Here is a 19,973-nt window from a genome sequence, read left to right on the forward strand (position 1 = left end):
TGAGGGCCAGCGGCCTCTCGCAGTCAGCCCGACTGCTGCTCCAGGAACCGCTGCGCATCCAGTGCCGCCATGCACCCGGTACCGGCGCTGGTAATCGCTTGGCGATAGATGTGATCCTGCACGTCGCCCGCGGCGAACACGCCCGGCACGCTGGTCATCGTGGCGAAGCCCTCCGAGCCGCTGCGCGTCAGCACGTAGCCGTCGCGCAGCTCGATCTGTCCGCGGAAGATCTCTGTGTTGGGCTTGTGCCCGATGGCGATGAAGCAGCCCTGCAGCGGGATGTCGATGGTCGTTCCGCCCTGCGTGCCCTTGATGCGCACGCCGGTCACGCCGCTCGCATCGCCCAGTACCTCTTCCAAGGTATGGAACACCTGCAGCGCGATCCTGCCCGCCTCGACCTTGGCCATCAGCTTGTCGACCAGGATGGGCTCCGCGCGGAACTTGTCGCGACGATGGATCAGGTGGACCCTGCTGGCGATGTTGGAGAGGTAGAGCGCCTCTTCGACCGCGGTGTTGCCACCGCCGACGACACAGACCTCCTGCCCGCGATAGAAGAAGCCGTCGCAGGTCGCGCAGGCACTGACCCCGCGGCCCATGAATGCTTCTTCCGACGGCAGTCCCAGGTACTGCGCCGACGCACCGGTGGCGAGGATCACCGCATCGGCCGTGTAGACCGCGCTGTCGCCGGTCAGCGTGAACGGACGCTTGGAGAAATCGACGCCGCTGATGTGGTCGAAGACGATCTCGGTCTGGAAGCGCTCGGCATGTTCCTGGAAACGCTTCATCAATGCCGGCCCCTGCACGCCCATCACGTCGGCCGGCCAGTTGTCGACCTCGGTCGTGGTCATCAACTGGCCGCCTTGCGCGATGCCGGTGACCAGCAGCGGCTTCAGGTTCGCGCGCGCCGCGTAGAGCGCGGCGGTGTAGCCGGCCGGGCCCGAGCCGAGGATCAGCAGGGCGGTGTGTCGTTGGGGGAGGCTCATGTCGGATCCTGCGTGGCGGGTCGGGTCTTGCGGGGTCACAGCTTGGCGCGGTCCAGGCGTTCGGCGAATTCATCGGCGGGCAGGAAGCCGATGGTGCGGGCGGCGGCCAGTTCCTTGCCCTGCGGATCGAAGAACAGGATCCCCGGCGGGCCGAACAGCTGGAAGCGCTTGAGCAGGGCCTTGGCCTCCGCGCTGTTCGCCGTCACGTCGGCCTGCAGCAGCCGCGCGTTGCGCAGGCGCGGGGCGATCGCGGGGGCGGAGAAGGTGAGGTGCTCCATCTCCTTGCAGGCGACGCACCAGTCGGCGTAGAAGTCCAGCATCACCGGACGCCCGGTCGACGCAAGCGCCGCGTCGAGCTGCGCCACCGTGGTGATGCGCTCGAAGCTCGGCGCCTGCGTGGCGCGCGACGCGGCCTCGGCGCTGGCGAGCGGCAGGCCGCCCACGGAGCTCCGCGCCAGATGACGCAGCGGCATCAGCACGCTGTCGCCGCCGGAGAGCGCGCCGCCTATCATCGCGGCGGACCACAGCGCCACCAGCGCGCCGCCGGCCTTCAGGGCGCGTGGACGACCGGTCTCGAAGGCGCCCAGGCAGATCGCCGCGATCAGCGCGACGGCGCCGATCAGGAACATCAGCGCGCCGGTGGGCAGCACCGGCGAGACCAGCCACAGCGCGACCGCGATCAGCAGCAGGCCGAAGAAGGTCTTCACGTGTTCCATCCAGCGGCCCGCGCGCGGCAGCAGCGTGCCGGCGGAGAGTCCGAGCAGCAGCAGCGGCACGCTCATGCCGCAGGCCAGCGCGAACAGCGCCGAGCCCCCCAGCACCACGTCGCGGGTCTGACTGATGTAGACGAGCGCGCCGGCCAGCGGCGCAGCGACGCACGGCCCCACCAGCAGCGCCGACAACCCGCCCATCAGGAACACGCCGACATGCTTGCCGCCCTTGATTCGGTTGGAGGCGTTGTTGACGCGGTCCTGGATGAAGCCCGGCATCTGGAATTCCCAGACCCCGAACATCGACAGCGCCAGCACCGACAGCAGCAGCGCGAAGCTGCCCAGCACCCAGGGGTTCTGCAGCGCGGCGGCGAAGCCCGAGCCGAGCAGGCCCGCCACGACGCCGGCGCTGGTGTAGACCATCGCCATGCCCAGCGAGTACGCGACGGCGAGCGAGAAGCCGCGGGCCCGCGAGACCGGTGCGCCCTGACCGACGATGATCGACGACAGGATGGGGAGCATCGGCAGCACGCAGGGCGTGAAGGACAGCAGCAGACCGCCGAGCAGGAACATGCCGACGACGCGCAGCAGGCTGCCCGACTGGAGCGCCGCGGCGCTGCTGTCGAGGGGGGGCTGGTCGGCGACTGCGGAGGTCGATGCCGTCGATGTCGCGGATGTCGTCGACGCCGTTGATGGCGATGGGGCGACGGTGGCCGTCGAAGACGCCGATGCCGTCGAAGCGGTCGGCGTTCCGGATCCCGTCGGCGCTGCGTCCTCGATGGGCGCAGACAGCGCGTCCGGCTGCGCTTCCCAGCTCGCCTTCAGCAGGCCGTCGCCGCCACGCGCGAGGTGCACGAGCGCCTGCTGCGGCGGATAGCAGAGCCCGCGATCGGCGCAGCCCTGGTAGCGCACCGTCAGCGTCTGAGGCACGACACCCTGCGGCAGCGGCTGCACGACGCGGATGGCATCGGCCCACAGCGTCATCGTCTTGTTGAAGTTGGGATCGAAGACCGACTTGCCGGCCGGCAGGCCCGGCGCGGGCAGCGTGGCGCCCTCGGCCTCGATGGCGAAGCGCTCGCGGTACAGGTGGTAGCCGGCGGCGACGTCGAACTCGACGATCAGCGCGGCGTCACCCGCGCCGCCGCCCGGACGGCCCGATGGCGCTTCGATGCGCGCCCGGCCCGGGAAGGCCTGGGTGGGCTCGAGGAACGCGGCCTGATCGGTCGCCGCCCGGGCGGACGGCGGCGCGGTGACGGCCAGCGCGAACGCGGCCGCCGCACCGGCGAGGAAAGTGGTGAGGAGTCTCATGGCGAGGTCGGAAGTGGGATCAGTTGTTCGGGGTCGTGCGTGCGGACCCGGCCGTCGGCGTCGACGAGCAGGAATCCGACGCCGGGCGTGCTCAATCGCGAGGCGGCTTCGGCGCCGATCAGCATGGCCATCGTGGCCAGCGCGCCGGCCGCGACGCACAGCGGCGCGACGACGCTGACGGCCTGCCAATGGCGGACCGGCTGGCCGCTGCGCGGATCGAGGATGTGGCAGCAGCGCCGGCCGTCGGGGGTGATGAAGAAGCGCTCGTAGTCACCGCTGGTGGCGAGCGCGCCGTCGCTGAGTGGAATGCGCGCGCACACCTGTTCCTCGTTGCGCGGATGCCGGATCGCGAACACCCAGGGCTGGCCGTCGGGACGCGGACCGATGACGCGGAGGTCGCCGCCCAGATTGACGAAGCCGTGCCGCAGGCCGAGGCCGCGCAGCGCGGCGACGGCGCGGTCGGCGGCGTACTCCTTGCCGATGCCGCCGAAGTCGATCTCCATGCCCGGCTGCGGCAGCGCGATCGCGCGTCCGTCCCACTGCACGCGCTGCCAGCCGATGCGCTGGAGTTGCAGCGCCAGCGCATCGGGCGTGGGCTCGCGACCCGCCTTGAAATCCCAGACGCGGCGCAGGCAGCCGCTGGTGATGTCGAAGAGGCGGTCGCTCTGCCGGTGCAGCTCGGCGGCGAAGTTCAGCAGCTGCGCCGTCTCCTCGTCGACGGCGACGGCATTGCGGCCGGCGCGTCCGTTGATCGAGGAGATCACGCTGTCCTCGCGATAGCGCGAGTACTTGCGTTCGATGCGGCGCACCTCGGCCTCGGCCGTCTCAAAGCCTTCGAAGGCCAGGTCCGCCGCCACGCCAGCGAGCACGATCTCGTTGGGCGAGGCCATCGCGGTGAAGGCATGGCGGTGGACGGACCACATGGCGCGCTCGTCAGGTTCGTGGGGCGGCGTTGTTCATCGGAGGAGGTCGTCGCAGCGGGTCGTTGAAGCCGGTCAGAACTTGTGCGACAGGCCGACCTGCAGCCAGTCGGCCTGGAATCGCGCCAGGCCCGGCGAGCCGCTGCCGCCCAGGCGCCAGGCGGCGCGCTGTTCGTAGTGCTCGAGGCTCAGGTCGGCGGTCCAGCGTGGCGCGATCTCGTAGGCGACCTTCATCCCGACCGTGATCGCACCGAAGGCGGACAGCCGCTGGTCCGGGGACAGGTATTGCGGCGATGTCGCCGTGTAGCCCGGCGGCAGCGGCGCGCCGAGCGACGCGTCGTAGACCGGGTCGTAATAGAACTTCGCCGCGCGCTGCGTCGTGTAGCGCAGCGAGGGCGTCAAGGTCCAGCCGCCCGACACGGGCTGCACCCAGGCGGTCTCCAGCGTGTTGGCGCGCACGCCGAAGCTGTCGGCGTAGTAGCGCCAGCTGCTGCGCAGCGTCGCCTTCCAGTCGGTGAAATGATGGTTCCAGCGCGTCATCAGCGTGTACTGCTCGCGCCGGTCGGGACGTCGGTCGGGGAACTTGTACGGATCCGAATACATGCCGTGGCCCCAGCTCGCGCCCAGGCTCAGCTGCACCAGGTCCACCGAGGTCCAGGCCTGGGTCACGCCGGCGGTCAGCTGCGTGGTGTTGCGGCCGCGGCTGAGTGTCGGATCGTCGGAGGAGCCGATCCAGTCGTCGCTGTACGCGGCACCGAGGTTCCAGGTGGTGTTGTTGTCTTCGCTGGAGCGGCGATAACCGGCGGAGACGGTGCGCGAGCGGTAGTCGTGCTCGGTCGAATACGCGGCGCCGAGCGACCAGGCGTCGCGATCGTTGTAGCGCGTCACCTGGATATCGCCGGCCTTGCGGGTCTCCTCCAGCCGTGAGGCGCCGGAGACCGCGCTGTGATACCGCGGCGAGGCGCCGGAGACGCTGTCGTTCACGAGCGAGCCCTCGACCGACCAGCGGCCCGCGACCGGCACCATCAGGTAGACGGAAGGCGCGGTGACCTTGATCCGGGCTAAGCCGGGCTGGCGGTCGCGGTAGTGCAGCAGCTTGACCGACATCTCGGCCTGCTCGGGCGGGGTCTCGGCAAGGGCGGGGGACTGCAGGCCGGGGAGCAGCAGCGCGGCGGCCAGAACGCCGCCCCAGGCGTTGCGGCTGCCGCCGCTGTTCGCGCCGGGGTCCGCGCTCACGTCTGCGTTCACGTCGTTCTCAGTTGCAGCCACAGCCACCTCCTCCGACGCCGTTGCCGCCGGACGCGTTTTCCTTGCTCGTGTAGATGTGCTGCGCGAATCGGTCGCCGAGGACGTCGCCGCCCATCGTCATCTCGGGGCGGGCGAGCGCGCCCTTCTCCCAGGCTTGGGGAGGTTGCATCGCGCAGCCGGTGCTGGCGATCGCGATCAGCGCGGCGATCGCGGTCGGCGCGCGGCGGCGCCAAGTGGAAGGCAGGGACATCGGGATCTCCTTCAAGGGGTCTTCAGCGCGGCGGCGATGCGGGCTTCGAGGTCGGCCTCGTCCTCGGCGCGGAAGCCGCTGTGCTGCATCAGCACGCGTCCGTCCGGACCCAGCAGCACCGAGCTGGGTATCGTCCTCACGCCGACGCGACGGGCCGAGTCGCCCTTCGGGTCGAAGCCCAGCGAGACGCTGGCCGGCACCTCCTTGAGGAAAGCCTGCGCGTCCGCGCGGCTCGCGTCGAGATTCACCGCGACGATGCGCAAACCCTGCGCGCCGTACTTCGCCTGCATGCGGTTCATCCACGGGAAGGACTGACGGCACGGGCCGCACCAAGACGCCCAGAAGTCGACGTAGGTCACCTTCGCCTTGCCGTCGTGCAAGGGGACCGGCGCGCCATCGGCGCTCGGGACACTGGCGATCGGCAGAGGCTGGCCGACATCGGCCGCCTGCGCGTCTGTGGGAGTGAAGGAGAAGGCCGTCGTCAGTGCAATCGCGGCGGCCGCTGGGAGGGTTGCCTTGGCGAAGGTCGCCCGGACTGCACGACGCCAGGCGCGGGCACTCCACCGCGCAGGGGGCATCCCTCCGGGAACCCCCAGCACCATTCCGGCCCCAGCAGCACTCGCTGCCCGCACGTTGGTCGAAGCGCTCGTGGTCTTCGTTCCTCGGCGGCGCCACAGGATCAGCGCGGAGAGGCCAGCCATCAGCAGCAGCAACGGATCCGCTGCGCCAGTGCCCGCACCGATCGTGCAACCACCACCGCCGCTGTTCGACGCTTCGGTGCTGCCTGGCGCTCCGCGCAGCGCGACCGTCGTCGTGGCCGGCGTCATGTCGCCTTGCAGCGTGAGCGTGCCGGTGTCCGTGCCCGTAGGCGCCGAGGCGGCCGCGCCAGCGCCCAGCCAGCGCAGCGTGACCTGGCAGTTCGCGCCAGGCTGCACCGTGAAGGGCGCGGCACCGCAGGCGTTGGTGCCGGTGGTGTCGATCGTGAAGCGGGCGCTGTCGACACTCAGTGCGCTGATGTGCAGCACGCCGGCACCGCTGTTGGTCAGCGTCAGCGGTCGACCGTTCGTATCGGCAGGACCGAAGTCGAGCGAGGTCGCCGACAACTGCAGCGCCGGTTGCGGCGGTGCAAGGCCGACGCCCGTCAACGTGAGCGGCGCGGGCAGCGAGGCGTTGTCCGCGACGACCGCGGCCGTGGCCGCTCGCGTGCCGACGCCGCGCGGGCTGAAGCCGATCGCGAGGTCGCAGCTGCCACCGACGGCCAGGGCGGCGCCCGCTGTGCAGGTCGACGTCGTGTCGACGCGGTAGTCGGCGGCGGCATCGCCGGCGAAGGCGAAGCTGCCCAGCGTCGCGGCGACGTCTCCGGTGTTGCTCAGCGTGAAGTGCTTGAGGCCGCCGTCCGCGCCCATTGTGACGGTACCGAAGTCGGCGGTCGTGGCGGCGGTCCACACGAGGATGGGCGTGTTCGTGAGAACGCCCGTGCCGCTGAGCGCGACCGACTGCGGCGAGGCGGCGGCATTGCTGGTCAGGCTCAGTGTGCCGGTGGCCGCGCCGGCGCCGGCGGGGGCGAAGCTGACGTTGACCGCGCAGCTGCCGCCGGCAGGCACGCCGCCGCTGCAGGTGTCGGTGGTCGTGAACGGACCCGTGGCCGCGATGGCGCTGAAGCTGAGCGCCGCGTTGCCGGTGTTGGAGACGGTGATGGTCTGCGCGGTGCTGGTGCGTCCGACGGTGAGTGCGCCGAAGCTGAGCTGCGTCGCGGACAGCGAGGACACCGGCGTGGGCTGCGCCTGGCCCACACCGGTCATGGCGATGTTGACGTTGGCCGTGGCGTTGTTGGCGGCGGGGGCGATCGCGGCGACGGCCAGGGTGGCGGTGCGTCCGCCGGTCGCGGACGGCGTGAAGGTGGCGGTGACGGTGCAGCTGGCCCCGACGGCGAGGGGCGTGCCGACGGCGCAGCTGCCGCCCCGGGTGAAGTCGCTGGCATGGACGCCGGTGACGCCGATGCTGCTGAAGTCCAGCGACGCGGTGCCGGTGTTGCTCAGCGTGACGGTGCGCGCGGCGGAGGCGCTGGCCAGCGGCTGGCTGCCGAAGGCCAGGGTGGTGGCGTCGGCGGAGAGCACGGCCGTCAGGGTGACGTTGGCGGTGCCGCTCAGCGTGATCGGGATGGGCGTGGAGATGCCGTTGTGGCTGATGGTCAGCGCGCCGCTGCGCGCACCGGCGGCGGTGGGTTGGAAGACGACGCCGACGGTGCAACTGGTGCCTGCGGGCACGGTCGCGCCGCAGGAGCCGCCCTGCACGGCGAAGTCGCCGCTGGCGACGGCGGAGAGGCTGCCGAGCGCGGCGATGCGGCTGGCACTGACGGTGATCGTGGAGACCGCGCTCGTGGCGCCGACCGCGGTCTGCGCGAAGCTGATCGACGACGGCGAGTTGCCGAGGTAGGCGGCGATGTTGGCGATGTCTGCGGCGGAGACCGCGCCGCCGACGCCGGCCATCTGCGGGATCGTGTTGATCGCGTTCTGGATCATCGCGGGGTTGTTGCGACCGCGGTCGACGACGGCCGTGGAGGCGACCGTGTGGCAGGCGGCGCAGACCTGCGAGAAGCGGGCCTGGCCGGCGACGGGGTCGGCGGCGAAGGCGGGACCCGCGAGGACCGCGGCCGTGATCGCGAGGGTCGCGACGAACGCGCCGGCGGATGAGCCGGGGAGGGCGCTGCGCAAGGGAAGGGTCATGGCGGGAGCCTCGTCAGGATGAAGAGAGGGAGACGGAGACCGTCGAGAAGAAGGGCGGTGCAAAGGGCAGCGCGTGGCCCGGAGCGAGCAGCGGCAGCAGGGCGGGCGCGGCGATCAGCCAGCACGCGTTGAAGCCCGCGTGCCACGCGATGCAGCGGGGCAGCGAGCGATGTCTCTGATAGCTGCGGCCGATCCACCACGCGGGCCCGGCGGTGGCGAGCGCGAGCAGCAGCGCAGGGAGCGGCAGCGTGGCGGGCGTGACGATGGCGAGCACGATCGCGTGCGCCGCGCCGAAAGCGAGCGCGGTCAGCGCGACGGCATGGCGCCGCGCGACGATGGCGCGCGAGGTCGACAGCCGCTCCTGGAGTCCGAGCCGGAAGAGGATCTCTTCAAGGCAGGGCGCGAGCAGGAGCTGCCGGAGTACGACGTCCCAGGGGATGGGAACGGGGAAGAAAGACGGCATGGGCGCGGCGGAAATTCACGCAGGGGTTCTGCGTAGGTGCCGGCGCGCGGGAGAAAGGTTGCGAGGAGGTGGGGGCGTTACGAGTTGGTCACAAACGGCGAAGCCTGGAGGCGACGAGCGGGCGACGTGAGGGGGCGACGGTTCAGGTGCGTCGCCGACCGGCCATTTCCTCGCCCATGGCGCGCAGCTCGGTGTCAGGTGTTGCCACACTCGCCGCCGGATAGGCGTCGTGATCCTCGGCGTCGATGTGCCGCCGGTACAGCGTGGCGAAGGTCTGCCAGCGCTCGCGCGCGGCGCTGAGCGTCTCGCCCGGCATGACTCCGTCACGGATCGCCGTCAGGTCCGGGACGATCCCGGCCCAGCGCGCTTCCATCTCCCGATGGTCGGACAGCAATTGATCCGCGAGCTCGCCGTGGCCCTCCTCGCGCAGACGCGGAAAGACGTGCAGTTCCTCGTCCTCGTGATGCAGCGGCGCGGCGATCGTGAAGTAGCGCAGCACGTCCTTCGCTGCGTCTCTGGCCTGCGCGTCGCAGCCATGCGTCGCGATGTGCTCACCGATGCGTTCGAGCAGGCTCAGCGTGCGCGCCATGCGCTCGTGGCACGCCGCCATCAGCTCGAAGGGCTCGTCGAAGCCGGCGGCGGGCGAGGCGTGCAGGAGATTCATGGACAGACCGCCGGGGTCATTTCCGAATCACTCCAGGTAGTGCCCCATCCGCTTGCGCTTGGTCTCGAGGTAACGCTCGTTGTGCGGGTTGGACGCGATGCGCAGCGGTACCAGCGCCTCGACCTCGACGCCGCCTTCGACCAGCGCGTCGCGTTTCTGCGGGTTGTTGGTGATCAGCCGGACGCTCTTCACGCCCAGCAGGCACAGGATGTCGATGGCGTCCGCGTAGTCGCGCTCGTCCTCGGCATGGCCCAGGCGCAGGTTGGCGTCGATGGTGTCGACACCGGCTTCCTGCAGCGCGTAGGCGCGCAGCTTCTCGACCAGGCCGATGCCGCGGCCTTCATGACCGCGCATGTAGATGACGATGCCGCCTTCGTCCTTCAGCAGGTCCAGCGCGCCCTGCAGCTGCGGACCGCAGTCGCAGCGCAGCGACTGGAAGACGTCGCCCGTCAGGCACTCGCTGTGCACGCGCAGCAGGCCGCCGCGCTCCTGCAGCGGACCGACCGACAGCACCAGGTGCTCCGAGCCCGTCGCCGGGCTGCGGAAGGCCCGCGCCTGGAAGTCGCCCAGCGTCGACGGCAGGTGCACCACTTCCCACTCGGTCGCCCCTTGCGTCCCCAAGGGGATCTTCTCGCAGTGATTCACAGCCATCTCTCCAGCTTCGCCTCGGCGCCCTCGCGGACGTCCCGGTCGTGTCGTTCGTTCATGTCGTGCGATGCGCGCCCGTCGGATCGACGGTGCGCCCGTGCAAGTCCAGCAATTTAACCCGTCTCAGGGAAAACGCGCTGTCACGTGGTGGAGAGGCCTCTCGGTCTCCAGGGCCCGGGCATGCAAAATCGACCGCACCGACACCGCCCCTGGGATGCCCATGACCGCTCTCCCGCCCGCCGCCGCGCCCGCGCCGAATCCATCCCCCTCGACGCTCCCGACGCCGCGCTTCGACGAATTCCCGCGCTACGACGCGCTGACGCAGCTGCTGTTCAGCTACGCGGAGGCCTGCCCCAACCTGGTGTCGGTGCGCTCCATCGGCAAGAGCTTCGAAGGCCGCGAGATCTGGGTCCTCATCCTGACCAACACCGCGACCGGCAGCGACGTCGAGAAGCCCGCCTTCTGGCTCGACGGCAACATCCACGCCGCCGAGCTCACCGCCTGCACGACCTGCCTGTACTACCTGCACGACCTGCTGAGCAAGTACGGCACCGACTCGCAGGCGACGCACCTGCTGGACACGCGGACCATCTACATGGTGCCGCGCCTGAACCCGGACGGCGCCGAGCTCGCCCTGGCCGACCGGCCGCGGCACATCCGCTCGTCGACGCGCCCGTATCCGTTCGACGAGGAGCCGGTCGAGGGCCTCAGCGTCGAGGACATCGACGGCGACGGCCGCATCCTGACGATGCGCATCCCCGATCCGCACGGCGGCTACAGGAAGCATCCGGACGACCCGCGGCTGATGGTGCCGCGCCAGCCGGGCGAATTCGGCGGCGAGTACTACCGCCTGATGCCCGAAGGCCTGGTGATCAACCACGACGGCTTCAGCATCAAGGTCAACCGCGACAGCGAAGGCCTGGACCTGAACCGCAACTTCCCCGCCGGCTGGCGCCAGGAGTTCGAGCAGGTCGGCGCCGGTCCCTACCCGACCAGCGAGCCCGAGGTGCGGGCGATGGTGGACTTCATGGTCGGCCATCCCAACATCGGCGCGGCGATCAGCTTCCACACGCACAGCGGCGTGATCCTGCGCCCCTGCGGCACGCGCAGCGACGACGAGATGCCCCCGGAAGACCTCTGGGCCTTCCAGCGCTTCTCCAAGCTCGGCGAGCAGCACACCGGCTATCCGGCGGTGAGCATCTGGCACGAGTTCAAGTACCACCCGAAGGAAGTCATCACGGGCACGCAGGACTGGGTCTATGAGCACCTGGGCGCGCTGTTCTGGGTGGTGGAGCTGTGGTCGCCCAACAAGGAGGCCGGCATCACCGGCTACAAGTGGATCGACTGGTTCCGCGACCACCCGGTGGAGGACGACCTCAAGCTGCTGAAGTGGAGCGACGAGCACTGCGGCGGCAAGGCGCATGTCGAGTGGAGCTCGTTCATGCATCCGCAGCTGGGGCCGGTGGAGATCGGCGGCTGGGACAAGATGAATTTCTGGCGCAACCCGCCGCCGCATCTGCGCGAGCGGGAGGCGGCGCGCTTCCCGGCGTGGATGAACCAGATCGCGCTGAGCCTGCCGAAGCTGGAGCTGCTGCGCACGGAGGTGCGGGCGCTGGGACCGGACACGTGGCGGGTGCGGATGGCCGTGGGCAACAGCGGCTGGCTGCCGGCCTACGTGACCAAGCAGGCGCTGGCGCGCAAGCAGACGCGCGGCGTGATGTTCGAGATCTTCCTGCCGGTGGATCCGGAGGTAGGGCTGGTGAGCGGGAAGCCGAGGATGGAAGGGCCGCAGCTGGAAGGGCATGCGCCTAAGCAGACGCAGCTGGCGTTCCTGCCGGAGCGGGACATCACGGGCGATCGCGCCTATGGCGAATGGACGGTGAGAGCGCCCAAGGGCACGCGTCTGAGCCTCGTCGCCTGGGCGGATCGCGCGGGCACTGTGCGGACCGAAGTCACCCTCGATTGACGCTGGTCGCACTGCAGCGACCGCAGCCCTCACCCCTGCCCTCTCCCGCAAGCGGGAGAGGGAGCAAGCGGCGCAGGCACTGCGAGTAGAGCCGGTCGGACTCCCTCTCCCGCTTGCGGGAGAGGGCGGGGGTGAGGGCCAGCGGCCGTGTCAGTGCTTCGGCTCGTTCTTGTCCTGCTCGGCGGCCGTGAGGACCGCTTCGCGCCACAGGCGCGCAGGGATGAACGTCCGCAACTGCTCCATCGCGCGCTCGATGAGCGCCGGATGCAGTTCATGGCCGACATGCGGGACCACGTCCGCCGTGATGTCGGCACCGAGCGTCATCAGCTCGCGCGCCGCATTGAGCAGCGCCGGATAAGGCAGCTCGCCGTCGTCCTTCCCGTGCAGCAGATGGATGGAGACATCCTGAGGCGCCTGCTGCGGCCAGTAGGCAAACGCCCCACCGAACGCGAGCACGCGACCGGCCAACTGCTCTTCCTGCTGCATCGCCTCCAGCGCCAGAATCGCGCCCTGGGAGAACCCCGCCAGCGCGACGCGTCCCCACTCCAGATCGAGCTTCTCCGCCCAGCCGCGCACCAGCGCGACCAGCGTCGGCACCGCCGCGCTCAAGCGCAGCGCCTTGAGCGTGTCGTCGCCCTGCTCGGAGTACCACTGGAAGCCCGCTCCCCCACCCGGGATCGCATCGAAAGGCTCGAAGCCTTCGAGCAGCACCAGCGCGGCGCGCGGGTACTGGCGGTGCAGCGCCTCGGCCAGCGGGCGCATCTGTTCAGGGTCGGCGCCGGCGCCGTGCAGCAGCACGAACAGCAGTTCAGGCGCCCCGTCCTTGGGGAGCAGCACATGGGCTTGAGTCATGGGCCCGATTGTCCGTCACGTGTTGTCGATGCGCTCCAGCGCGGCCCGGATATCCGCGGCGTCCGTGGGCCTGACCAGGCGCTCCACCTCCTGCCCGTCGCGCATGAAGACCAGCGTCGGCCACAGCTTGACCTTGAACGAGCGGCCCAGCGCCTGGCCCTTGCCGTCCTCGACCTTGATGTGCTGCACCATCGCGTGCCGCCCGTCGAAGGCCTGCTCCAGCAGCGGCTGCGCGGCCTCGCAGATGGGGCACCACGAGGCGCCGAACTCGACCAGCAGCGGATGCTCCTTCGACAGCGTGTCGACGGCGTCGCGGATGGGCTCGGTCAGCGCGTAATGGGGATTCATCGGCATGAAGACCTCCTTGTCGATTGAAGCGGAGCCGCTCAGGCCGCGGCGCGGCGCAGGCTCATCTCGAACACCACGCCTTCCGGCACGTTGAATGCCCGGATGCTGCCATCCATCTTCGCCAGGTAGGTCTTCGCGACGAAGAGCCCCTGGCCGCGGCGTTCCCCGTTGACCTGCGGGGCGGTGTCGGAGACGCCGTATTCGAAGATCTGGTCCAGCATCGCTGCGTCGATGTGCGGCCCCTGGTTGCGGATCCGCAGCAGGACGACACCCGGCCCGCCCGCTTCCAGGGTGATGGCAATGGGCGTGCCTTCGGGCCGGTAGCGGTCGGCGTTGCGCAGCACGTGCGTGACGGCGTCTTCCAGCGCGTAGGCCTCCGCGTGCACGGGCTGCGGCTCGGGCAGCGCGGTGTCGAAGCTGACGTGATCGATACCGGCGTAGTGCGCGTTGGCGGCCACCTCGCGGCAGAAGGCGGCCAGGTCCAGCGCCTCCGTATGCAGGTCGGCCGACGCCAGCGCCTCGCTCGGCGGCGCGCTGCCGTAGAGCACCTTCACGGCCTGCTGCATGCGCTGCACGTAGCGGTGGCTGGGATCGTCGCCCGCGCCGTGCAGCACCATCAGCGATTGCAGCGGCGACATGATCTCGTGACCGACCGCGTGCCACATCTCGCGCTCGCGCTCGGCCCGCAGCTGCTCGCGGCGCAGGCCGTCCTTCACGCGGGTCAGCGCGTCGGCCAGGCTGCCGGCGAGGATGCCCAGCTCGTCGCGGCCGCGCAGATCGGCCACGTCGAGCTCGCCGATGCGCTGCTCCGCCCGCACGTCCTGCATGTTGTAGGAGACCGCGGCCGCGCGCTTCGTGAGCACCGCGATGCCGCGGATCAGGCCGAGTTCCACCATCAGCCACGCGAGCGCGACCGCGGCCAGCATCGCCGCCGCCAGCCACGCCAGCGGACGCGCCTCCAGCGCGAGCTGACGGTCGAGGCTGCGCAGGTCGCCGCGCAGATCGAGCCGGTAGCGGCCGCTGGTCGTCGCGACCTCGTCGGAGGCGGTCAGCCAGCGGATCTCGGCCGCGTCGGTGCCGGCGCCGACGCCCAGGATCTCGCCCTGCACCGGCAGGCGGCGCATCACGTGGATCAGCCACGGCAGCGCGCGCTCGGACAGCTCCGGGCCGCGGCGCTCGGCGATGGTCGTCGCCTGCTTGCCCAGGCGCTCGATGCGCAGGGTCTCGCCCGGCTGCAGCGAGGCACCGATCCGGTCCAGCGACAGCGCGAGCGACGCGCCCGGCTTTGCGCTGTCGAAAAGGACCGGCACCACCGCTGGCGAGGAGCTCGTCCCTGCAGGCATCGCATCGGATGCGGCTGCTGACGGCTCGGCGGGCTCGGTGGGCGCGGTGGGCTCCAACGGACCGAGCAGCTCCACCCGGACCCGCATCTGGTCGAGGTCCGCCGGCGGCCAGACGGGCCGGGCGCGGTGGCCGGCGTCGTCGAAGAGCGCGTCCTGGAAGGCTTCCACCGGCAGCCGGATCGAATAGAAGGTGCGCCGCGCGCAGTCCGGTCCGCTGCTGCCCTCGGCGCATGGGCCCTCGCGCCAGAGCCAGCCGCGGAACTCGCGCACCGGGCGCGCCTTGCCGGGCAACTGCGGCCCCGCGCCGAGGAAGCCGGTCAGGCGCCCGCGCTGCGTGCCGTCTGCGGCAGCGGCACCTTCGAACGGCGCGATCCAGGTCTGCGTGCCGCCGCGCAGTTTCAGCGTCACGCGGGCGCGGTGCACGCCGCCCAGGTCCAGCGCACCGTGCTCGCGGCCGGCGAGCGGGCCGCTCTCCAGGCTGCCGACCAGGTACAGGAAACCGCCCGCGTAGGCGTTCGCGCCGACGGCGGCGCACAGGCTCGCGCCGTCGGGCCATCGCAGGCCGCAGCCGGCCATCTCGACGGCGCGCTGCGCCTTGTTCTGATCGTCGAAGTCGATGGCCGAGAACGGCAGCAGCACCGGCGCCTGGCCGTCGCGGTCGCCGACGCTCATCGCTGGATTGAGCAGCGCCAGCTGGCCGCTCGGATGGCGCAGCTGCAGGACGATCTCCGCCAGCGACTGCCGGAAGCCCTGCGCATAGCGCTGGTAGGCGCGCTGCTTCTGGTCGATGAGCACCGTCAGCACCAGGCCGACCGTCGCCAGCGCCAGCAGCAGGAAGGCCAGGTGAACGACCGCGCGCCGGCGGAAGGCCGCCAGGCCCAGGCGGGGTACGACCAGCGCGGGCAGCTCGACGGGGCCGAGTTTCATGCGACGCCCCTGTCGATGCTCACCGCGGTCCTGACCACCGGAACCCGCGCATCGGCACGTTCTCGATCGCATCGAACGTCGGGTCGACTTCCTTCAACGCTTCGCGCAGCGTCGATACATGCTTGCGGACGTTGTCGCGCGTGCGGCCGCTCTTGACGACGTCGTAGAGCTCCTCGTACGACACCACCTGCGGCGCGCGCTGATACAGCGTGGCGAGGATGCGCTGCGCCGTCAGCGGCAGGTTGATGCGCTGGCCCTGCCACAGCGGGCTGCGCTGCCACAGCGGGTCCAGCTGCAGCGCTTCCGGCGCGGCGGGCACCGGCTCGGCCGCCTCGCGGGCGCGGGCGGCGCGCAGGATGTCGAGGAAGGTGTCGATGAACTCGGATTCGTCGAAGCTGGTCTTCTGCAGGTAGTCCCAGGCGTCGAGCGCCTTCATGATCCCGCGGTAGATGGCCGCCGGCATGGCCGACACGACCAGCACCGGCGTGCCGGCGTTCAGCTTGTTGATCTCGTTGATCAGCGCGACGCCGGCGTTGCGCTCGCGGCCGAGCTCGATGTCGAGCACCACCATCTCGTAGCGCTCGCGCGCCAGCGCGGCCTCGGCGGCGTCGCGGTCGAACCACTGGTCGACCTGCAGCTCGGGGCGCGCGGCGCGGATCCAGCCGGCAAGCTGCTCGCTGGTGGGGCGGTCGTCCTCGATGACGGCGACCTTGTTCCTGGGGATGGCCATGGCGCCGGATTATCGACACCGCCGCGTCTCCCGGCGCGGGCGGCGTGTGAGGGTTTCTTCCGGACCGTGAAGGGACCCGCCGACGCCCGCATTGAGGCTTCCGGGCCCTTTCCGGACCATGAGCGTCATCCCAACACCCGATCGACGGGAACCCCGGAGGACCTCATGAACGACCGCCTGCAATCGATCCGCAACGCCGCCGCGCGGCTCAAGGCTAGTCTGCCCGGTTTCTCCCGCCGCAGCCGCGGCGACGAATTCGGCGGTGAAGGCGCCGGCGCCGGTGCCGGCGGCCTGGGCGTGCCGCTGAAGCGCGCCGGTGCCGGCCTGGTCCGCTGCCTGCCCTGGCTGGCCGGCCTGACCGCCGTGGCCGGCGCGGTGGCGCTGCTGGTCACGCATCCGCCGGTGCATGAGGTGCCGCGCGGCGCCGTGAGCCTGCGTACCAACATGCTGACGGGCGGCGTGACCGAGGCCCGCTCGGGCTCGATGCTCCAACTCCCCGGCCTGCACGACGTCCGCGACCTGCCGGTGCGCGATCGCAGCTATCACCCGGAACGCTTCGCCCGCGCCGACGGCGAAGCGCCGCTCCAGTCGCTGGAAGGACTGTCCCTGGGCCTGGACCTGACCGTGCGCTGGACCGTCGACCCGACGCGACTGGCGCAGCTGGCGACCACGCTGCCCGACGACATCGAAGGCGACGTGATCGCCCCGGCCCTGCAAGGCATCGTCTACCGCCAGATCGCCACGCACACGGTGCGCGAGATCTTCTCGACGCAGCGCGGTCCCATCCAGGCCGCGCTGGAATCCGAGCTCCGCCGCAAGCTGGCGATGGACGGCATCGTGCTGCGCGGCCTGGAGATCGGCAATGTCGACCTGCCGCAGGAGTACCGCGCCGGCCTGGAGAACCTGCTGTCCGAAGGTCTGGCCAGCGAGAAGATGCGCTACACGCTGGAGCTCAAGGAGAAGCAGGTCAAGCAGACCGAGCTGGAGGCGGCGGCCGAGAAGGTCCGCCGCGAGACCTCGGCCGAGGCGGCCGCGCGCGAGCAGATCATCGCGGCCAAGGGCCAGGAAGAGGCGATGAAGCACGTGCTGCCCTTCAAGCAGCGCCAGGTCGAGCAGCGCCAGCTGGAAGCCGAAGCCGAGCGCGTCGCGCGGGTCCGCATGGCCGAAGGCAATGCGCAGGCGCGCGGCATCGAAGCCGAAGGCGAGGCCAAGGCGCGCGAGAAGCTGGCCGACGCCGAGGCGTATCGCCAGACGCGCATCGGCAAGGTCGCCGTCGACCAGATGGCCGCCGAGGGCGCGTTGCTGAGCCGTCATCCGCTGCTGATCCAGAAGGCGATGGCCGACAAGCTGTCCGACAAGGTGCAGGTGATCATCGCGCCGCCGCCGTCGGACGGCGGATTCATCGGCAAGACGCTGCTGGGCTCGAAGCCGGAGACGCGTCAGGAAGGTCGCGCGGAAGGCGAAGGCGAGGGGGCCTCGCAATGAACCGCCGCCGTTCCTCCACGTTCCTGATCCCGTCCTTGATCCTGGGTCGAAAGGGTTCCGACATGTGCCGCCTGAAGCTCGTGATGGCCGCTGCCATCGCCGCCGTCGCTGTCCAGTTGCTCTGTGTCCATCCGGCCAATGCCGCGACGGACGACACGACGCCCAAGCCGCCGATCAAGCGCGTCTCGCCCGACGACGCGGCGCCGCGCACCGCGCTGGTGGTGCAGGACAACGCCGCGATGCGCGCGGCGGCGAAGGACTCGTCGCCGGCGCAGGCGCAGCTCTGGCGCGGCGAGGCGCTGGAGATCCGCGGCGAACGCCCCGACCACTTCCAGGTCTACGACTACCGTCGCGAGCGCGGCGGCTTCGTCCGCAAGGCCGCGCTGCTGCCGCTGAACGGGCCCGCCGCGCAGCCGGACGCGCTGCTGGCCGCATTGCGCGTGGTGCGCCAGCAGACGGGCGCGGAGTCCCTCGGCCTGGGCCTGGCCGCGGCCTACGTGCAGTCGGCGAGCGCGGCGCAGATGAACGGCGTCGACGGCGCGGAGGTGCTCGATGCGATGGGCACGCTGGCCGAGCGGCTCGCCGACCGCGCCTCGCGCACGCAGCCTCGTTCGGACGGCGTGGCGACTGTCGCCCCGTCGGCCGCCGAAACGCAGGTCGCCGCGCATCTCGATGTCGCCGCGCGCTACGGCCTGCGTTTCCGCACGCTGGAGCGCGAGGCCGGCGCGATGCAGCTCTGCTACGACGGCGAGGCGTTCCGTCGCTTGCTCGCGATGCCGGCCTCGACGCCGGAGCAGAAGGCGCGCGCCGCGCTGGCGCTGACGCGCGTCGACTGCCTGGACCCGGTCGCGACGCCGTCGCAGCGCGAGCAGATGGACCAGTGGCGCGCGGACGTGCTCGACAAGGTCGACCTGAAGGACCCGGCGCTGGCGACGCATTGGCGCAACCGCGTGCTGATGCGGCAGTCGGGTGTGTGGAGCAGCCTGGCGTTCATCCGTGCGCGTCGCGCGAGCGTTGCAGGCGTGGCCGCCTCGCCCGTGACCCTGCAGGTGGATGCGTCGTCGGCGGCGTCGCGCCGCTCGCTGGAAGCGTTCGCGCGCATCGTGCCGGCTGAACTCTCCGACGACGACCAGCCTGCCTACAACGACGCCGCCATGCGCGGCAACGCGATGCGCTGGGCGGCTTTGCCAGCGGGTGGCCCCGAGCAGACGCTCGGCGCGGTGAAGCTGAACGTCGCGGCCGGCCAGCCCGGCGAGACCTGCCTGACGCTCACGATGAACGGCGCGAGGGAAGGTATCCCTTCGCTGCTGCGCCACTGCGTGTGGGGACTGGTGATGACGGCGTCCGCGCGTGTGAACCGCGAGGGCAACGCGATCACGATCGCCTCCGTGCCGGCGGACGGCTGGCGCGAGCTCTGGCTGTTGCGCCGCACGGCGCAAGGCTGGAAGGTGTCGGTGCTGCCGCCGGTGGCGGCTCAGCCCGGCCTGGGCTACGCGGAATTCGCCGGCTGGGTGCCCGGCGGCAAGGAGCTGCTGGTCGCGCGCGAGTCCCGCGCCGAAGGCCGCTACAAGCGCAGCTACGAGCTGGTCGATCTCGACACGCTGGAGACGAGGCGCCAAGCCGGCGACATGACGATGCTCGGTGCGTTCCAGCGTTGGCAGGCGGCCGATTGGAAGGGCACCAGCCTGAGCGCAAGGTGAGGGCTGCGCCATTTCGCATGGCGACGCTGCGAGTTCAGAAGAGGTGCCTCTTTCCCTCGAAAGAGGGCCCTCTTCATCTCCCTCCCCGCCCACAACTTTGAGTCATGTCAGAAAGGGATTCGATTTCGAGAATGCGTACATCGCATCGACATGTGGTCGGTGGCAGAAAGGCAGAAACGATGTTGCAGCGAATCGAATTCGAAGACGAGCCCGAGGAGGCAGCGCTGGCGCCAGTGCCGGAGTTCCTTGAGCGCGGACGGCCGGTGTGGGTTTACAGCAAGAGCCAGAAGCCGTACCTCTACCGGCCGTGGATGAACCCTTGTTCGCCCGGCGAGTGGCCGTACGACCTCCAGGCGCTCCGCGGCACGGAGGACTACGAGGACATCCTCGAGTGGTTTGCGCAGAAGCATCCGCATCTGTTGCGCGAGGACTTCTGGGTTGTGGATCGGGAGCTTGCGCGATGCGCCGGAGACCGGCAGATCAGTGTCTACGTGGTCAGGGATCCCGAGGAGCACTACCTAGGCTTGCAGTTCACGCTCTTCGGCTATGCGCCGGACGCGAAGTATCCCCATCCCGAGATCGAAGCCTTCGAATCACTGTACGAGTCCGTCCCGGCGATTGCCCGTCTGTGGCTGGTCGCTCATGCCAATGCTTGGCCCGGCCGCTTCGAGGACCGGCATCTGGTGAAGTGAGGACTGAACC

Annotated in this window: 17 protein-coding genes; 4 read left to right on the forward strand and 13 right to left on the reverse strand. The window is 70.5% G+C overall.

The window, feature by feature from the left end; genetic code table 11:
- Positions 1–23: 23 nt before the first annotated feature.
- The 9 genes from trxB to ribA all read right to left on the reverse strand — a co-directional run bounded on the left by trxB (position 24) and on the right by ribA (position 9,923).
- On the reverse strand, positions 24–983 hold the full coding sequence (trxB, locus tag ABE85_RS24415; protein WP_067280975.1) for a thioredoxin-disulfide reductase: 960 nt from the start codon (positions 981–983) through the stop codon (positions 24–26).
- A 35-nt stretch (positions 984–1,018) separates the two neighbouring features.
- Positions 1,019–3,001: a protein-disulfide reductase DsbD gene (gene dsbD, locus ABE85_RS24420; protein WP_067280978.1), complete on the reverse strand. Its 1,983-nt coding sequence runs from the start codon at positions 2,999–3,001 to the stop codon at positions 1,019–1,021.
- A complete protein-coding gene (locus ABE85_RS24425) occupies positions 2,998–3,924 on the reverse strand; it encodes an FAD:protein FMN transferase (protein WP_067280980.1) in 927 nt (308 codons plus the stop codon). Before ABE85_RS24425 ends, dsbD begins: the two co-directional genes overlap by 4 nt.
- Before the next feature lie 72 nt (positions 3,925–3,996).
- Positions 3,997–5,169: a DUF3570 domain-containing protein gene (locus ABE85_RS24430; protein WP_231993175.1), complete on the reverse strand. Its 1,173-nt coding sequence runs from the start codon at positions 5,167–5,169 to the stop codon at positions 3,997–3,999.
- Positions 5,170–5,176: 7 nt separating this feature from the next.
- Complete coding sequence (locus ABE85_RS24435) at positions 5,177–5,419, reverse strand: DUF4266 domain-containing protein (RefSeq protein ID WP_067283493.1); 243 nt, start codon at positions 5,417–5,419, stop codon at positions 5,177–5,179.
- A gap of 11 nt (positions 5,420–5,430) precedes the next feature.
- Positions 5,431–8,145, reverse strand: a complete 2,715-nt coding sequence (locus ABE85_RS27190; protein WP_082938917.1) for a choice-of-anchor D domain-containing protein — start codon at positions 8,143–8,145, stop codon at positions 5,431–5,433.
- 13 nt (positions 8,146–8,158) lie between these two features.
- On the reverse strand, positions 8,159–8,608 hold the full coding sequence (locus tag ABE85_RS24445; RefSeq protein ID WP_067280983.1) for a type II CAAX prenyl endopeptidase Rce1 family protein: 450 nt from the start codon (positions 8,606–8,608) through the stop codon (positions 8,159–8,161).
- 142 nt (positions 8,609–8,750) lie between these two features.
- Positions 8,751–9,272 (reverse strand): hemerythrin domain-containing protein, encoded by a 522-nt coding sequence (locus tag ABE85_RS24450; protein ID WP_067280986.1) that lies wholly within the window; start codon positions 9,270–9,272, stop codon positions 8,751–8,753.
- Positions 9,273–9,299: 27 nt separating this feature from the next.
- The gene (gene ribA, locus ABE85_RS24455) at positions 9,300–9,923 is read right to left on the reverse strand and encodes a GTP cyclohydrolase II (protein WP_067280989.1); all 624 of its coding nucleotides are present in this window, start codon (positions 9,921–9,923) and stop codon (positions 9,300–9,302) included.
- Positions 9,924–10,140: 217 nt separating this feature from the next.
- Between ribA and ABE85_RS24460 the strand changes: the two genes are divergently transcribed.
- Positions 10,141–11,886: a M14 family metallopeptidase gene (locus ABE85_RS24460; protein ID WP_082938918.1), complete on the forward strand. Its 1,746-nt coding sequence runs from the start codon at positions 10,141–10,143 to the stop codon at positions 11,884–11,886.
- 150 nt (positions 11,887–12,036) lie between these two features.
- On the opposite strand, the gene ypfH is transcribed toward ABE85_RS24460, so the two are convergent.
- From ypfH to ABE85_RS24480, 4 genes are read right to left on the reverse strand one after another with little or no spacing between them, the layout of a single operon-like run.
- Entirely contained in the window at positions 12,037–12,738 is a 702-nt protein-coding gene (ypfH, locus tag ABE85_RS24465) for an esterase (protein ID WP_067280992.1), read from the reverse strand.
- A gap of 15 nt (positions 12,739–12,753) precedes the next feature.
- The gene (locus ABE85_RS24470; protein WP_067280995.1) at positions 12,754–13,092 is read right to left on the reverse strand and encodes a thioredoxin family protein; all 339 of its coding nucleotides are present in this window, start codon (positions 13,090–13,092) and stop codon (positions 12,754–12,756) included.
- A gap of 32 nt (positions 13,093–13,124) precedes the next feature.
- Positions 13,125–15,356 (reverse strand): HAMP domain-containing sensor histidine kinase, encoded by a 2,232-nt coding sequence (locus ABE85_RS24475; protein ID WP_067280999.1) that lies wholly within the window; start codon positions 15,354–15,356, stop codon positions 13,125–13,127.
- A 19-nt stretch (positions 15,357–15,375) separates the two neighbouring features.
- Positions 15,376–16,086 (reverse strand): response regulator, encoded by a 711-nt coding sequence (locus tag ABE85_RS24480; RefSeq protein WP_067281001.1) that lies wholly within the window; start codon positions 16,084–16,086, stop codon positions 15,376–15,378.
- A gap of 165 nt (positions 16,087–16,251) precedes the next feature.
- Between ABE85_RS24480 and ABE85_RS24485 the strand changes: the two genes are divergently transcribed.
- The 3 genes from ABE85_RS24485 to ABE85_RS24495 all read left to right on the forward strand — a co-directional run bounded on the left by ABE85_RS24485 (position 16,252) and on the right by ABE85_RS24495 (position 19,963).
- Positions 16,252–17,571: an SPFH domain-containing protein gene (locus ABE85_RS24485; protein WP_067281004.1), complete on the forward strand. Its 1,320-nt coding sequence runs from the start codon at positions 16,252–16,254 to the stop codon at positions 17,569–17,571.
- Between the two features lie 83 nt (positions 17,572–17,654).
- Positions 17,655–19,271 (forward strand): hypothetical protein, encoded by a 1,617-nt coding sequence (locus ABE85_RS24490; protein WP_231993176.1) that lies wholly within the window; start codon positions 17,655–17,657, stop codon positions 19,269–19,271.
- Positions 19,272–19,450: 179 nt separating this feature from the next.
- Entirely contained in the window at positions 19,451–19,963 is a 513-nt protein-coding gene (locus ABE85_RS24495; protein ID WP_067281007.1) for a hypothetical protein, read from the forward strand.
- Positions 19,964–19,973 lie beyond the last annotated feature (10 nt).

The organism is Mitsuaria sp. 7, from assembly GCF_001653795.1.
Taxonomy (GTDB): Bacteria; Pseudomonadota; Gammaproteobacteria; order Burkholderiales; family Burkholderiaceae_C; genus Roseateles.